Origin of the sequence: Kocuria marina, assembly GCA_014652975.1 — a bacterium.
Classification (GTDB): Bacteria; Actinomycetota; Actinomycetes; order Actinomycetales; family Micrococcaceae; genus Kocuria; species Kocuria marina.
In genome coordinates this window covers 108,893-124,015 of sequence record BMZV01000004.1, presented here as the reverse complement: position 1 = coordinate 124,015, position 15,123 = coordinate 108,893, and the positions used below count along the sequence as shown (strand labels likewise).

The window sequence follows — 15,123 nt, the reverse complement described above, 5'->3', positions numbered from 1 at the left end:
ACGTACCGTGAACGGGACGGCCGGGTGCGCGGAGCACGGGAAGAACACGAAACACGTCAGCAGAGGAGTTGCTCGTGAGTGAGATCCGATCCTGCGGGACCCCGCAGGAACTCGAAGCGGCCGTGACCGAGGCCGCGGGCGTCGTCGCGGACGGCGAATGCCTCGTGCTGCCCACGGACACCGTCTACGGCATCGGCTGCGATGCGTTCTCGGCGCCCGGTGTCCAGGGACTGCTGGGCGCCAAGGGCCGCACGCGGGAAATGCCCCCGCCCGTGCTGATCGCCCGCCCCGAGGTGATCGACGGCCTCGCGGACCAGATCTCCGACGACGCCCGCGCGCTCGCGCAGGCGTTCTGGCCCGGCGCCCTCACGATCATCTGCTGGGCCCAGCCCACCCTGGGCTGGGACCTGGGGGAGACCCATGGGACAGTGGCACTACGCGTCCCCGACGACGCCGTGACCCGCGCGGTCCTCGAACGCGTGGGTCCCATGGCCGTGTCCTCCGCCAACCGGACGGGGATGCCCGCCGCGCGCACCGCCGAGCAGGCCCGCGAGATGCTGCAGGACCGCGTGGCGCTCTACCTCGACGACGGTCCGCGGCCCGCGGGTGAGGTCCCCGCCGGTGCGCAGGACGTGGCCTCGACCATCGTGGACTGCACGGGGGAGACGCCCGTGGTGCTGCGCCACGGCGCGATCACGCTGGCGCGGCTGCGCGAGGTCGTCCCGAACGTGGACGGCGGCACCGAACCGGCAGCTCCGGCGACCGGTGAGAGCCCGGAGGCGGCCGCTGCAGCCGGCGGTGCCGGCGCGGCGGTCTCGGACGACGACGCCGCGGCGTCGACACACTCCGCGCGTCAGAACCCCGAAGCGAATGCACCGGAATCGTTCGGCGAGGGCGTGGCCCTCTCGGCCGGCTCGACTCCCGCGGACGAGGACCTCGTGGCCGACCTGGTCCGAAGTTCCCCCGCGGAGGCCCGTCCGTTCGTGGACCAGGGACGGGAACGCACACCGGACACCGAGCCGCGCTGGGACGGGACCGGGGCACTGAGCATGGAGGAGGCGCAGCGGCTCGTCGCCGGGGAACCCGAGAACCACGGGGCCTGAACAACAGGTGCCTTGACGAGACGATCCCCGCACCATCCCATGACGGGTACGGTGCGGGGATCGTTCTGTCAGCGCGGGAGTGCTCCGGACCGGGCGCGGCCGCGCTGCGAAGAACCCAACGCGCGGCTCAGCGACCCAGCGCGAGGTGCGCCTGGCGCAGCACCTCCTGCACGTGGGGCTCGGGGAGCACACCGTTCTCGTGGGCCCACCCGGGGACCTGGCGCTGACCGAACCACGTGACCTCCAGGCGGCGGATGAGCCCGCCGTAGCGGTAACCGGCAGCGGCCGAGGCCGTGCGCGCGGTCGCGATCACCGCCCGGCACACCCAGGACGGCAGCTGCAGGGGGTGGCGGCGTCCGGCGTCGCGCAGCACGGAACCGGTCGTGGCGCCCTCCCACGGTTGCAGGATCACGGGGGGCAGGACCTCAGGGAACTCGCCCACGGCCACCGTGAACTGCGCGAGGGCGGTCACGGAGGTCACGGGGGTGGGGGCGGAGCCGTCCCCGGCGACCGAGCTCAGGGGCGAGGACGCGAACCGTGCGAGCATGCGCGTGGTGCGCCGCCCGCTGCCCATCACGGACGTCGCGCGGATGACGCTCAACTGCGGAGCGCCGGATTCCTCGCGCCATTGGGAGCGCAACCGGTAGAGCGCGGACTCGCCCAGGGCCTTGGAGAAGGAGTAGGGGGAGAACGGTGCGGTGCGGATGGACTCGTCCAGCACGGGTGCGTCGGCCTGCACGGACGCGGAACTCATGTGGATCACCCGGCGCACGCCCGTGCGGTGGGCGGCGAGCGCCACGAGGACGGGAAGCAGCGCGTTAGCCCCGGTCAGGGACTGCTGGTGCGTCTGATCGGGGGCGGCCAGACCGGCGGCGTTGACCACCACGTCCGCGCCGGCGAAGGAATCGGCCAGGTAGTCGATCACGGACTCGAGGCGGTGCGCGTGCTCAATGAGGTGGTGCACCGTGGTCGCGGGCGAGGCCAGTCGGGGGGTGGCCACCGGGGTGACCGGGATGTTCCGGGTCTGCAGGGCAGTGGTGATGGCGGAACCGATGAACCCCGTGGCCCCGAGAACGCGCCAGCTGTGAGCCGTCACTGTTGTGTCTCCTCCTGTGATGGTGTCTTCATCGTACGGTAGCGCCCCGGACCCGTTCTTGGTGGTCAGCCCGTGGTCGTCAGCACGGCACATCACCCGTGCGGGTGACGTCGAGGCGGCGTCAAGGTACGCGTTGATAGACTCCCGGAGTTCACCGGCGTGCCGGGCGCCCGCGCGAGCGGCTGCGCGTGCGCCGCGGTCGAGCACATCTTCCTTGCACATCACGAGTCGTCCCGGGGGCGCCATGACCGAATCCACCGCGCGGGCGAGCGACCGTCCGGACGCGAACGTGAGCGTCGCGTGCGTCACGCAGGACCGCCCCGAGGACGTCGCGGCGCTGATCGACGCGCTGCGCGTCCAGACCGACCCGATCGCGAGTCTGTGTCTCGTGGACGCCGGGCGCACTGCCCTGGACCAGGCCGCGCTGGGGGAGCGGATCGGGGGAGCCTTCACGCTGCACTACCGCCGCTCCGTGGCCAATCTGGGCGGGGCGGGCGGATTCGCGCTCGCCATCCTCACGGCGCTCGCGAGCGGCGCGGACCAGGTGTGGCTCATGGACGACGACGCCCATCCCGAGGACCCCGAGTGCCTACACACCCTGCGCGAAACAGCGCGCGAGCGGGGGCTCGCCGTGGTGTCACCGCTCATCGTGGCGCCCCAGGACCACGACGCCCTCGCGTTCCCGTTCCGCTTGGACGGCGGGATCACCCACCGTCGCGCGGACCTGGAACCGCTGGGCTTCATCGATTCCTACGCCAATTTCTTCAACGGTGCGCTCATGGACGAGTCCGTGTTCTTCCGGGTGGGGTTGCCGGACCTGAAACTGTTCCTGCGCGGGGATGAGGTCGACTTCCTCGTGCGCCTGCGCAAGAGTGGGCTGCCGTTCGGCACGGTCACGACCACGGCCGTGTCCCACCCGCCGGGCTGGGCCGAGGAACACGTGGTGATCCCCGGCAAGCTGCAGGTGTTGATCCCGCCGGGGGAGTTCAAGCAGCGCCACTTCTTCCGTAACCGCGGGTACGTCTCGTGGCGTTACAAGCGCGTGGTGCAACTGGTCGCGGACGCGATCGGCTACCCCGCCCACTACGCGCGCCGCCGTGACCTGCCCGGACTGGTGCGGTGGGCGCGGCTCTACGGCAACGGCATGCGCGGACGTGGTTTCGGTGGCCCTCGCTGACCCGCTGACCCCCGCGCAACTGCCGGCTCGGTTCTCGGTGCTGATCCCCGTGTACGCCGCGGACACCGCCGAGCGGATCCGGCGCGCGGTGGAGTCTAATTCGGTGGAGCAGACCCGCCCGCCCGCGGAGGTGCTGCTCGTCCAGGACGGTCCGGTGTCGGCGTCGGTCACGGCGGAGCTCGAGCGGCTCGCGAAAGAATCCCCGATCCCCGTCCGTGTGCTGCGGATCCCGGAAAACGGTGGCCTCGCCCGGGCGCTGACCGTTGCGTTGCCGCGGTGCGCGTACGACGTCGTCGCGCGCGCGGACGCGGACGACGTCTCCTACCCCCGCCGGTTCGAGAGGCAACTGCCCCTGATCGAGGACGGCGCGGACCTCGTGGGTGCGTCCATGCACGAGATCGGCGACGACGAGACTCGGCCCGTCGCGCTGCGCACAGCCCCCGTGGGGGCCGCGCGGATCGCCGCGGTGAGCCGATACCGCAACCCCATCTCCCATCCCACGGTCGTGCTGCGCCGCAGTGCCGCGCTCGCCGTGGGTGGTTACGAGGACGTCCCCATGGCCGAGGACTACTGGTTGTGGACGCGCATGCTCCATGCCGGCGCGGACGTGCGCAACGTGGCGGAACCGCTCGTGGGTTATCGCGTCTCCGCGGGCTCCTACGAACGCCGCGGCGGGTACCGCGTGCTGCGGGCCGAACTGACGTTGCAGCACCGGTTGCGCACCCTGGGCCACGTGGGGTTCCTACAATGGGCCGTGAACGTCATGGTGCGCGGCGGCTACCGATTCGTCCCCCTGAGGGTACGGGAAACGGCGTACCGGCTCATGGTGGGTCACCGCGACTGACCCGCACCCGAAAGGACTACGACTGCATGGTCACCCCCGCAAGCCCCACCCCCCGAGCGGACAAACCGGTCGCGTGGCTGTGGATCCAGATGATCTTGGATTCCATCGCGTGGATCGTGGCGCTGTGGGTCGCGGCGTTCCTCCGGTTCGAGATGAACGTGGAGCTCATCTCCGTGGGGGGCGTGATCATCACGTGCGTGGTGGCGGTCGTGCTGCAACTGCTCGTGGGCTTCTCGTTCGCCCTCTACAAGGGCCGGTACTCGTTCGGCAGTTTCGAGGAGGCCAAGCTGCTCGTGGTCGTGACCGTGATCGTCACGGCACTGCTCGAGGCCGTCCTGCTGGTCTTCGGTGTGGCCCTGTGGATCCCGCGCTCGCTGGGGTTCATCGCGTTCCCGTTCGCGTGCCTGCTGATGGCCGCGTTCCGCTACCTCAAACGCATGTACCAGGAATCCACGGCCAAGCCGGGTGAGCAGGCGCAGAACGTGGTGATCTTCGGTGCGGGCGCGCTGGGCACGTTCCTGGTACACCGCATGATGCAGGACCCCGCCTCCGGTTTCCTGCCCGTGGCCCTGCTCGACGACGACCCCGCCAAGAAGCACCTGCGCATCTCCTCCGTCCCGGTCATGGGCACGCTGCACGACGCCGCGTCCGTCCTGGAGCACACGCGCGCCGGCGTGCTGATCGTGGCCGTCGCGGACGTGGACCCCCGCACCATGCAACGCGTCTCGGAAGCCGTGGAGGGCACCGGGACCCGCGTGATGACCGTCCCGCCCCTGACCGAGATGCTCACCGGCGCAAACCAGAGCGTGGACCTTCGTGACATCTCCATGGAGGACCTCATCGGACGGCGGCCCGTGGACATCCACGTGGAGGCCATTGCGGGGTACGTGACCGGCAAGCGCGTGCTCGTCACGGGCGCGGGTGGGTCGATCGGTTCGGAACTGTGCCGCCAACTCGTGGGTTTCGAACCCGCCGAGCTGATCATGCTGGACCGTGACGAATCCGGATTGCAGGCCACACAGATCTCCATCACCGGGCGTGGCCTGCTGGACGGCAACGACACCGTGCTCTGTGACATCCGCGATCCGGACGCGCTCACCCGGGTGTTCCAGGACCGCCGGCCCCAGGTGGTCTTCCACGCTGCGGCGCTGAAGCACGTGTCCCTGCTCGAGCAGTACCCGGACGAGGCGTGGAAGACCAACGTCATGGGCTCGCTGCACGTGTTGAGCGCCGCGGCCGCCGTGGACGTGGACGTGTTCGTGAACATCTCCACGGACAAGGCCGCCAACCCCACCACGGCGCTCGGTCACTCCAAGCGCGTGGCGGAGAAACTCACCGCGTGGATGGGGGACCGCACGGGCAAGCGCTACGCGTCCGTGCGCTTCGGCAACGTCTTCGGTTCGCGCGGGTCCATGCTGCCGCTGTTCGCGGAACAGATCCGTCAGGGCGGGCCGATCACCGTGACCCACCCGGATGCCACCCGGTACTTCATGACCATCCCCGAGGCGTGTCAGCTCGTGATCCAGGCCGGTGCGATCGCGCACGGGGGAGAGGTGCTCATCCTGGACATGGGGGAGCCCGTGCGGATCCTGGACATCGCCCGCCGGTTGCGGTCGATGTCCGGGCGCGAGGACATCAGCATCGAGATCACCGGGCTGCGCCACGGTGAGAAGCTGCACGAGGACCTCATCGGCACGGGTGAGACCGACGAGCGGCCCTTCCACCCCAAGATCTCCCACGCCAAGGCCGAGCGCCTGGATCCCGCGAACCTGGACCGTCACGTGTGGAAGGTGCGCGGCGGGATGATGTTCACGGGGTCCATCCCGCAGGTCGTGGTGAGCACCCAGCCCAAGGTCACGGACTTCTCCGTGCCGCGCGCCGCCGAGTGCGCACCGGCCACCGGACCCCGCGCCGAGGACGCGGACGCTGACGGTGCGGACGGCGACGCCGCCGAGGGACACACGGGCTGGAGGCGCCACGCATGAGCACCGTCCTCGTGTCCACCGCGTTCCTGCCCGCCCACGGCGTACCCACGGCCCCCGCGGTCGACACCGGCCCCGCCACTTTCACGGACGGCCAGGCGCTGAATCTGTTGTTGGCCCTCGCCCCGTGGACACTCGCCGCTGCCTTCGTGCTCTCAGTGCTCCTGCCGTTCGCGGTCAAGCCGTTGCTACGCCGGTGGGGCGTGATCGACATCCCGTCCGACCGGTCCTCGCACTCGCGGCCCGTACTGCGCGGGATGGGACTCGCGGTGGCCATCGCCCTGATCCTCACGTACGGGCTGTCCCTGGGGTTCGGTCTGATCCCCGTGGACCGCTCGCTCGCCCTGTCCGTGCTCGCCATGACCGCGGCCAGCGCGGCCCTGGGCTGGGCCGAGGACTACCGCGGCGTGTCCATCGGAGTCCGGTTGGGCATGCAGGCCCTCGTGGGCGCGCTCGGGACCGCCGCCATGATCGTGGCCCTGGGCATCCCCGCGTGGTGGTGGCCCGTGGGTGTGCTCGCGACCGTGGCCTACGTCAACATCGCCAACTTCATGGACGGTATCAACGGGATCTCCGGGCTGCACGGCGGCGTGGTGGGGCTGTTCTACGCGTGGGCCGGTGCGGCAAACGGGATGCCGTGGATGGTGTGCGCGGGCCTCGCGCTCGCCGGTGCGTTCCTGGGCTTCCTACCGTGGAACCTGGGGCGCGGCACGGTCTTCCTGGGCGACGTCGGCTCCTACGTCCTGGGTAGTGCCATCGCCGCGATCGCGATCGGCGCGTTCCTCTCGGGCGTCTACGTGGAGTACCTGCTGTCCCCGCTGCTGGTCTACCTCGCGGACACCGCCGTGACGCTCGTGCTGCGGATCCGCCGCGGGGAGGTCTGGTACACACCGCACCGGCAGCACGTCTACCAGCGCCTCACGGACGTGGGCCTGTCCCACGTGCAGTCCGCCGCGGTGGTCACGACCGCCACGGCGTGCGTCAGTCTGATCTCCCTCTACGGTCTACGGGCCGCGGGCACGGGTTCCGTGCTCGCCGGTGTGGCTGTGGTGCTCGTGATCGTGCTGTACCTCGTGTCCCCGGTGCTGCTCGCCCGCGCCCGGAGCACCGCACGGAGTTTGCGCCCGTGACCCCTGACCGCGCTCCGCGTTCGTCGGAGGAATCCGCCGCGCACGACGCCGCCCGCTCCCGCCCCCCTTCCTACGCCCGGGGTGTGCGGGCCGGGGCCGTCATGTTCCTGATCCTGGGTGTGATTCTGCTTACACTTTCAGCCGTCGTGGACATACTCTCGGCACCGCGCTCGGCGCTGCTCGGGGCGGGGATCATTGCGGTCAGCTCCGCAGCCACCACCCTCGTGGCGGCTCAGATGTACCGCGTGGCACCGGCGGCCACGGCTCCCGCGCTCGCCGCGCTGTACCTCCTCAAGGTGCTCGTGCTGGGCTGGTTCCTGCTGTTCCTGGGGGCCCCGCCGTGGCTCGCCCCGCGCGTGTTCGCCGTGACCGTCCTGGTGTGTCTCGTACTCGCCCTGGCCAGTTTCACCGTGCTGACCCGCGGTGTCACCCGGCAGGACGCGCCCGAGCCCGCACCCCACGCTGCGTCGTCGGCCGTCGAACACGCCCACGACGACGCCGCTGCCGCCCCGTCCGTCCCTCCCGCCCGTGACTCGAGTGGCGGCCGGGCGGGGCACGACCGACCCACTCACGAAAGGCGAACGCCATGAGTTCCGCACCGAACGAGCCGGGAGACCGGCGCCCCAGGGACCTGCGGGGGATGTCAACGCGCATGCGGGACAACGCGCGCAAGGAAACCCTCCACACCGCGGGGGAGCTCGTGGAGCGTGGCGGTCTGGGTGGTGGGATCGCGGTCCTGCTGTACATCGTGGTCGGTGCGGTGTTTTGGAGTTTGGTAGGCTGGTTCCTGGATCACCTACTGGGAACTCGGTGGATTGTGATCGCGGGAGCTGTCTTCGGGGCGGCCGCCGGGGTGTACCTCGGTTATCTTCATATGAGGGACGCCTTGAACCGCAGTACCGCCCCGCAAAAGACCCCGTCGGAGACGAAGAAGTCATCCGGCATGGGCCCCGAGCCCAGAGTGTGACCGGTCTGGATACCGCAGAAAGGACCTGTATTGAACCCCGCCCTGAGGATTCCGGCCGAATTCGTGGCCCCGTCCACGGAAGATGCGCATCTGCCCCCGTTCTTCGAAGTGGGTTCCTTCGCCCTCGGTAAGCACTCGTTGCTGATCCTGTTGTCGGTGGTTCTGATCGCCGCGTTCTTCATGTACGTGGTGCGGCGGCGAGCGCTGGTCCCCACCAAGGGCCAGTACCTGGGTGAGATGGGCTACGGGCTCGTGCGTAACCACCTGGGTCGCGACATCATCGGCGAGAAGGACTTCCGCCCGTTCGTGCCCCTGCTGTTCACCTTCTTCTTCTTCATCCTGGTGAACAACCTCTTCGGGTCCATCCCCGTCCTGCAGCTGCCCACGTTCTCGCACCCCGGCACCGCGTACGTCTTCGCGGCCATCGCCTACGTCGTGTGGGTCGGGGTCGGCATCAAGCGCCACGGTCTGGGCCACTTCATGGCCAAGATGACCATGCCGCCGAACGTCCCCAAGGTCCTGTACCTCATCCTGATCCCGCTCGAGTTCCTCTCGAACATGATCATCCGCCCCGTGACCCACGCACTGCGTGTGTTCGCCACCATGTTCGCCGGCCACATGGCCATCATGGTCGCGGCGGCCTTCATGGCGTACCTCGCCACCGAGGTGGGCGGCGCCCTGGGCATCGGCGGCTCGATCTTCGGTCTGGTCCTCGGACTGTTCATCTACTTCCTGGAGGTTCTGATCCAGATCCTGCAGGCCTACATCTTCACCCTGCTGTTCGCCGTGTACGTACAGGGCGCACTGCAGGAGGGGCACTAGCCCCACGAAGGAGCGCGACCTCCGGGCCGCTCACGTGACCATCGACCATTCACGGTTTCCCGTAATGGCACCACGGCCCGCTCCAGCGGGCACCCAGAAAGGAAATATCCATAATGGAAGGTTCGCTCAGCGTTATTGGCTACGGTCTCGCTGCCATCGGCGGTGGCATCGGTGTGGGTCTCATCTTCGCGGCTTACATGCAGTCCGTGGCCCGTCAGCCCGAGTCCCAGCGCGTGATCCAGCCCATGCTGTTCATGGGCTTCGCCGTGGTCGAGGCGCTCGCCATTCTGGGCTTCGTCCTGGCGCTGCTCTAAGGGCTCTCCCTTTCGCACTCGCCCTAACTAGAGAACAGGAATCGCGCTCATGAACGCAATGGTGTTGGCAGCTGAAGAGGGGCAGAGCCCTCTGTTCCCCAACGGCTGGGAAATGCTGATTACCTTTGTGGGGTTCGCAATTCTGCTCTTCATCGCGTACAAGTTCATCGTCCCGGCGTTCGAGAAGGTCTTCAGGGACCGCGCTGACGCCATCGAGGGTGGACTGGCCAAGGCCAAGGCTGCTCAGGCCGAGGCGAAGGCCGCTCGCGACGAGTACAACCAGCAGCTCGAAAGTGCCCGGCTCGAGGCCCAGAAGATTCGTGAGGAAGCTCGCTCCGAGGGCGAGAAGATCCTGGCGGACTTCAAGGATCGCGCCAACCTCGAATCCGCGCGGATCACCGAGAACGCCCACAAGGCCATCGAGGCCGAGCGTGCGGCCGCGGTGGTCTCACTGCGTGACGAGGTCGGCACTTTGGCAACACAGCTCGCGTCCAAGATCGTCGGGGAGTCTTTGAACGACGACGATCGCGCCAACCGCGTGGTCGATCGTTTCCTGGCTGATCTCGAGGCCGAGCAAGGTCGCACGGGAGCTGCACGGTAATGGCAGAAGCATCGAACGAACCCTATCGTCCGCTCTCCGTGGACGTTGACCGCTGGGCATCTGCCGCGAGTCCCGAGATCGCACACCAGTTGTTCGAGATCCTGGACATCGTGGACGAGAACGGCGCACTGCGCCGCGCTCTCACGGATCCCTCCCGGCCCGCAGAGGACCGCGCCCGGTTCGTGCACACGCTGCTCGACGGCCGCGCGCACGAGGTGGCCGTGGACGTCGTCGCCGAACTCGCATCCCAGCGCAGCGCCACCGAGCGCCAGCTGGGTGACGGGATCGAACGCACGGCTGTGTTGTTCGCGGCCGCGTCCGCCGAGAACCGCGGCGGCGTGAACGCGCTCGAGACCCTCGTGGACGAACTGATCCGGTTCAAGTCCGTACTGGATCACTCCACCGAGGTGCAGAACGCGTTCTCGGACTCGCGCGCGAGCGCGCAGGCCAAGGTCACCCTGGCCCGTCGTCTCATGACGACGAGCTCGGAGGAGGTCTCTTTGCTGATCGAACGCGCGGCGAGCGAACCCCGGGGCGCACTACCCGGTCGCCTGCTCGGGCACTTTGCCGAGTGGGTCGCGGACCGTCAGCAGCGCTGGATCGCGCGGATCACCACGGCTCGTCCCCTCCGGGAGGACCAGACGGAGAAACTGCGCCAGAGTCTGAACCGGCTGTACGGACGGGACCTGAAGCTCACCACGGAGGTGGACCCGTCGTTGGTGGGCGGCCTGCGGGTGCAGGTGGGCGAGGAGGTCATCGACGGGTCGGTGACCCACCGGCTGGAACAGTTGCAGCAGCGGATCGCAGCCTGATCCCCGCGCGCAGCGGGGATCGCGGGGAGTCGGTCGATGCCGGCATCTCGTCACGTTGCCCCCCGACCGCTGAGGTGGCCGCACGGCGATGGGGCAACGCATCGCGACAAGTACACCCGTGGTCATGGCTCGAGCGATGATCACAAGACGTAGAGAGCAGGGACAGTAGATGGCCGATGTGACCATCAATGCCGATGAGGTCCGTAGTGCGCTGAATGAGTTCGCGGCGTCCTACGATCCCGGCAATGTGGAACGAGTAGAAGTCGGACGCGTGTCGTCCGCCGCGGACGGTATCGCGCATGTGGAGGGCCTGCCCTCCGTCATGGCGAACGAGTTGCTCAAGTTCGAGAACGGGGTGCTGGGCCTGGCCCTGAACCTCGACACCCGCGACATCGGCGTCGTGGTGCTCGGTGACTTCCAGGGCATCGAGGAAGGCCAGGAGGTGCACCGCACCGGCGAGGTGTTGTCGGTGCCCGTGGGCGAGGGCTACCTCGGCCGCGTCGTGGACCCCCTGGGCGAGCCCCTGGACGATCTCGGACCCATCGCCACCGAAGGTCGCCGCGAACTGGAGCTGCAGGCTCCGGGCGTGACCATGCGTAAGTCGGTGCACGAGCCGCTGCAGACCGGCATGAAGGCCATCGACGCCATGATCCCGATCGGGCGTGGCCAGCGTCAGCTGATCATCGGTGACCGTCAGACCGGTAAGACCGCAATCGCCGTGGACGCCATCCTGAACCAGCGCTCCAACTGGGAGTCCGGTGACGTGGACCAGCAGGTGCGCTGCATCTACGTGGCCATCGGTCAGAAGGCCTCCACGATCGCCGCGGTGCGCCAGACCCTCGAGGACAACGGCGCCCTGGAGTACACCACGATCGTGGCCGCTCCCGCGTCCGAGTCCGCCGGTCTGAAGTACCTGGCCCCCTACTCGGGTTCCGCGATCGGTCAGCACTGGATGTACGGCGGCAAGCACGTGCTCATCGTGTTCGACGACCTCTCCAAGCAGGCCGAGGCCTACCGTGCGGTGTCGCTGCTGCTGCGCCGCCCGCCGGGACGTGAAGCGTACCCGGGTGATGTCTTCTACCTGCACTCCCGTCTGCTCGAGCGTTGCGCCAAGCTCTCCGACGAGCTGGGCGCGGGCTCCATGACCGGTCTGCCGATCATCGAGACCAAGGCGAACGACGTCTCGGCGTTCATCCCGACCAACGTCATCTCCATCACCGACGGCCAGATCTTCCTGCAGTCGGACCTGTTCAACGCCAACCAGCGTCCCGCTGTGGACGTGGGCATCTCGGTGTCCCGCGTGGGCGGTGCCGCGCAGGTCAAGGCCATGAAGAAGGTCTCCGGCACGCTGAAGCTGGACCTCGCGTCCTATCGTTCCATGCAGGCGTTCGCCATGTTCGCCTCGGACCTGGACGCCGCGTCCCGTCAGCAGCTGACCCGCGGTGAGCGGCTCATGGAGCTGCTCAAGCAGCCCCAGTACACGCCGTACCCCGTCGCGGACCAGGTCGTGTCCATCTGGGCCGGTACCACGGGCCAGCTCGACGACGTCGACGTCGCCAACGTCGCGGACTTCGAGCGCGCGCTGCTGGACCAGGTCCGGCGCACGACCAACGTGATGGACTCGATCAACTCCACGGGCAAGCTCGAGGACGACGCGGTCGAGGCGCTCAAGACGGCCGTGGCCGAGGTCAAGCGGGACTTCCACGGTTCCAAGCACGGGATCGAGGCCGGGGTCGAGGAGCACGAGTCCCTGGGTGCGACCGCTGTGAACCAGGAAACGATCGTCAAGAAGTAACCGTTCTCGTGGTGCGCCGGATTCCGGCGCACCACGGCGGTGCCGAAAGGAAATTTCATGGGAGCGCAGATTCGGGTCTACCGACAGAAGATCGCGTCCACGTCGTCGATGAAGAAGATCTTCAAGGCGATGGAGATGATCGCGACCTCGCGCATCAACAAGTCCCGTCAGAGTCTCGAAGCCGCGTACCCGTACGCCAATGCGCTGACCCGCGCGGTCTCCCAGATCGCCACGCAGCACAACATCTCCCACCCCCTGACCACCGTCCCCGACGATGTGCGGCGTTCGGCCGTCCTGGTGTTCACGTCGGACCGCGGGCTCGCGGGGTCCTACTCCTCCAACGTGCTCAAGCGCACGGAGGAGTTGCTCGAGCTGTTGCGTTCGCAGGGCAAGGAAGCGCGCGTGTACCTCGTGGGCCGCAAGGCCAAGGCGTACTTCGACTTCCGGCACCGTGACTACGACGAATTCTGGACGGGCAACACGGACAACGCCACGACCGAGCGCGCCGAGGAACTCACGGACAAATTGATGCGCGACATCAACGCCCCGTACGAGGACGGTGGCGTGGACGAGGTGCTGCTCGTGTACACGCAGTTCAACTCCATGGTGAACCAGGAGCCCCGGGTGTTGCGCCTGCTGCCCCTGGAGGTCGTGGACGCGAACGACCTCGGGGACGAGATCTCCGAGCGTTACGAGGCCCTCGAAGAGACGCAGAACAACTTCGAGTTCGAGCCGAACGCGGAGGAGCTCTTCAACCAGATCCTGCCCCGGTACGTGAAGGCGCGGATCTACTCCGCCCTGTGCCACGCGGCGTCGAGCGAGCTCGCATCCCGCCAGCGCGCCATGAAGGCCGCCGGGGACAACGCGACCGAGCTCATCAAGAAGTACACGCGCTTGATGAACAACGCCCGCCAGGCCGAGATCACCACCGAGTTGACCGAAATCGTCAGTGGCGCCGAGGCACTGTAGCCCGCGCTGCCCGCCCTTGCCAGCCGAAACGAAGTGAGAGAAATGACTGCCACAATCAACGACCAGGCCACCCAGCCGGTCTCGGAAGGTGCCACCGGCCGCATCGCCCGGGTGATCGGGCCCGTGGTCGACGTCGAGTTCCCCGAGAACCAGGTCCCCGACCTCTACAATGCGCTGACCGCGGACTACGAGTTCAACGGCCAGCCCCGCCGGATCACCTTCGAGACGGCACAGCACCTGGGCACCAACGTGGTGCGCGCGATCTCCCTGCAGCAGACCGACGGTCTGGTGCGCGGGACCCCCGTGCAGGACACGGGCGCCCCCATCTCCGTGCCCGTGGGTGACGTGGTCAAGGGCCACATCTTCAACGTACTCGGTGACGCGCTGGACCTGCCCACCTCCGAGCTGGACATCCAGGAGCGCTGGCCCATCCACCGCAAGGCCCCGTCCTTCGCGGAGCTCGAGGGCAGCACCGAGATGATGGAAACGGGCATCAAGTCCATCGACCTGCTGACCCCCTACATCAAGGGCGGTAAGATCGGCCTCTTCGGCGGCGCGGGCGTGGGCAAGACCGTGCTGATCCAGGAGATGATCACGCGTGTGGCCCGCAACTTCGGCGGTACCTCCGTGTTCGCCGGCGTTGGTGAGCGTACCCGTGAGGGCAACGACCTGTGGGTCGAGATGGAGGAGGCAGGCGTTCTCAAGGACACCGCCCTCGTGTTCGGCCAGATGGACGAGCCGCCCGGAACGCGTCTGCGCGTGGCCCTGACCGGTCTGACCATGGCGGAGTACTTCCGCGACGTGCAGAACCAGGACGTGCTGTTGTTCATCGACAACATCTTCCGGTTCACGCAGGCCGGTTCCGAGGTCTCCACGCTGCTGGGCCGCATCCCCTCCGCCGTGGGCTACCAGCCCACCCTCGCGGACGAGATGGGTGTGCTCCAGGAGCGCATCACCTCGACCCGTGGTCACTCCATCACGTCCATGCAGGCCATCTACGTGCCCGCTGACGACTACACCGACCCGGCTCCCGCGACCACGTTCGCGCACCTGGACGCGACCACCGAGCTCTCGCGTGAGATCGCCTCGCGTGGTCTGTACCCCGCGATCGACCCGCTGTCCTCGACCTCCCGCATCCTGGACCCGCAGTACGTGGGCCAGACCCACTACGACGTGGCCACCCGTGTCAAGGGGATCCTGCAGGAGAACAAAGAACTGCAGGACATCATCGCGATCCTCGGTGTCGAAGAACTCTCCGAGGAGCAGAAGGTCGTGGTCTCCCGCGCCCGCCGCATCGAGCAGTTCCTGTCCCAGAACACCTACACCGCCAAGCAGTTCACCGGCGTGGAGGGCTCCACGGTTCCCCTCGAGGAGACCGTCGAGGCCTTCGGCAAGATTTGCGACGGCGAGCTGGACAACGTCCCCGAGCAGGCGTTCTACAACGTCGGCGGCCTGGACGACGTCATGCGGCGCTGGGACGAGATCAAGGCCGAGACGGGCGAGAAGTAATC

The 15,123-nt window shown here is 68.1% G+C and carries 15 protein-coding genes; 14 read left to right on the top strand and 1 reads right to left on the bottom strand.

Going from position 1 to position 15,123, the window contains the following annotated elements; translation table 11 throughout:
- Positions 1 to 74 precede the first annotated feature (74 nt).
- Entirely contained in the window at positions 75 to 1,103 is a 1,029-nt protein-coding gene (locus tag IE157_RS10080; protein WP_193519874.1) for an L-threonylcarbamoyladenylate synthase, read from the top strand.
- Positions 1,104 to 1,230: 127 nt separating this feature from the next.
- On the opposite strand, the gene IE157_RS10075 is transcribed toward IE157_RS10080, so the two are convergent.
- Positions 1,231 to 2,199, bottom strand: a complete 969-nt coding sequence (locus IE157_RS10075) for an NAD-dependent epimerase/dehydratase family protein (RefSeq protein WP_085106384.1) — start codon at positions 2,197 to 2,199, stop codon at positions 1,231 to 1,233.
- A 244-nt stretch (positions 2,200 to 2,443) separates the two neighbouring features.
- On the opposite strand from IE157_RS10075, the gene IE157_RS10070 reads away from it, so the two are divergent.
- From IE157_RS10070 to atpD, 13 genes are all read left to right on the top strand, one after another.
- Positions 2,444 to 3,376, top strand: coding sequence for a glycosyltransferase family protein (locus tag IE157_RS10070; RefSeq protein WP_064845332.1), 933 nt, complete (start codon positions 2,444 to 2,446; stop codon positions 3,374 to 3,376).
- A complete protein-coding gene (locus IE157_RS10065; RefSeq protein WP_193519873.1) occupies positions 3,363 to 4,220 on the top strand; it encodes a glycosyltransferase in 858 nt (285 codons plus the stop codon). Before IE157_RS10070 ends, IE157_RS10065 begins: the two co-directional genes overlap by 14 nt.
- Before the next feature lie 26 nt (positions 4,221 to 4,246).
- Positions 4,247 to 6,205, top strand: a complete 1,959-nt coding sequence (locus IE157_RS10060; protein WP_318281432.1) for a polysaccharide biosynthesis protein — start codon at positions 4,247 to 4,249, stop codon at positions 6,203 to 6,205.
- A complete protein-coding gene (locus IE157_RS10055) occupies positions 6,202 to 7,332 on the top strand; it encodes an MraY family glycosyltransferase (RefSeq protein WP_193519872.1) in 1,131 nt (376 codons plus the stop codon). Before IE157_RS10060 ends, IE157_RS10055 begins: the two co-directional genes overlap by 4 nt.
- Positions 7,329 to 7,922, top strand: coding sequence for a hypothetical protein (locus IE157_RS10050; protein ID WP_193519871.1), 594 nt, complete (start codon positions 7,329 to 7,331; stop codon positions 7,920 to 7,922). The genes IE157_RS10055 and IE157_RS10050 overlap by 4 nt, the downstream gene beginning before the upstream one ends.
- Entirely contained in the window at positions 7,919 to 8,299 is a 381-nt protein-coding gene (locus tag IE157_RS10045; RefSeq protein WP_064845328.1) for a hypothetical protein, read from the top strand. Before IE157_RS10050 ends, IE157_RS10045 begins: the two co-directional genes overlap by 4 nt.
- A gap of 30 nt (positions 8,300 to 8,329) precedes the next feature.
- Positions 8,330 to 9,121, top strand: coding sequence for a F0F1 ATP synthase subunit A (gene atpB, locus IE157_RS10040; protein WP_064845326.1), 792 nt, complete (start codon positions 8,330 to 8,332; stop codon positions 9,119 to 9,121).
- A 113-nt stretch (positions 9,122 to 9,234) separates the two neighbouring features.
- Positions 9,235 to 9,435 carry an ATP synthase F0 subunit C gene (atpE, locus tag IE157_RS10035; RefSeq protein WP_035964663.1) on the top strand — a complete coding sequence of 67 codons (201 nt, stop codon included), beginning with the start codon at positions 9,235 to 9,237 and terminating at the stop codon, positions 9,433 to 9,435.
- A gap of 49 nt (positions 9,436 to 9,484) precedes the next feature.
- The gene (locus IE157_RS10030; protein ID WP_035964661.1) at positions 9,485 to 10,036 is read left to right on the top strand and encodes a F0F1 ATP synthase subunit B; all 552 of its coding nucleotides are present in this window, start codon (positions 9,485 to 9,487) and stop codon (positions 10,034 to 10,036) included.
- On the top strand, positions 10,036 to 10,848 hold the full coding sequence (locus tag IE157_RS10025; protein ID WP_193519870.1) for a F0F1 ATP synthase subunit delta: 813 nt from the start codon (positions 10,036 to 10,038) through the stop codon (positions 10,846 to 10,848). The genes IE157_RS10030 and IE157_RS10025 overlap by 1 nt, the downstream gene beginning before the upstream one ends.
- A 169-nt stretch (positions 10,849 to 11,017) precedes the next feature.
- Entirely contained in the window at positions 11,018 to 12,643 is a 1,626-nt protein-coding gene (gene atpA, locus IE157_RS10020) for a F0F1 ATP synthase subunit alpha (protein ID WP_193519869.1), read from the top strand.
- Between the two features lie 57 nt (positions 12,644 to 12,700).
- Positions 12,701 to 13,612 (top strand): F0F1 ATP synthase subunit gamma, encoded by a 912-nt coding sequence (locus tag IE157_RS10015; protein WP_064845717.1) that lies wholly within the window; start codon positions 12,701 to 12,703, stop codon positions 13,610 to 13,612.
- 42 nt (positions 13,613 to 13,654) lie between these two features.
- Positions 13,655 to 15,121 carry a F0F1 ATP synthase subunit beta gene (gene atpD / locus IE157_RS10010; RefSeq protein WP_035964656.1) on the top strand — a complete coding sequence of 489 codons (1,467 nt, stop codon included), beginning with the start codon at positions 13,655 to 13,657 and terminating at the stop codon, positions 15,119 to 15,121.
- Positions 15,122 to 15,123: the final 2 nt, after the last annotated feature.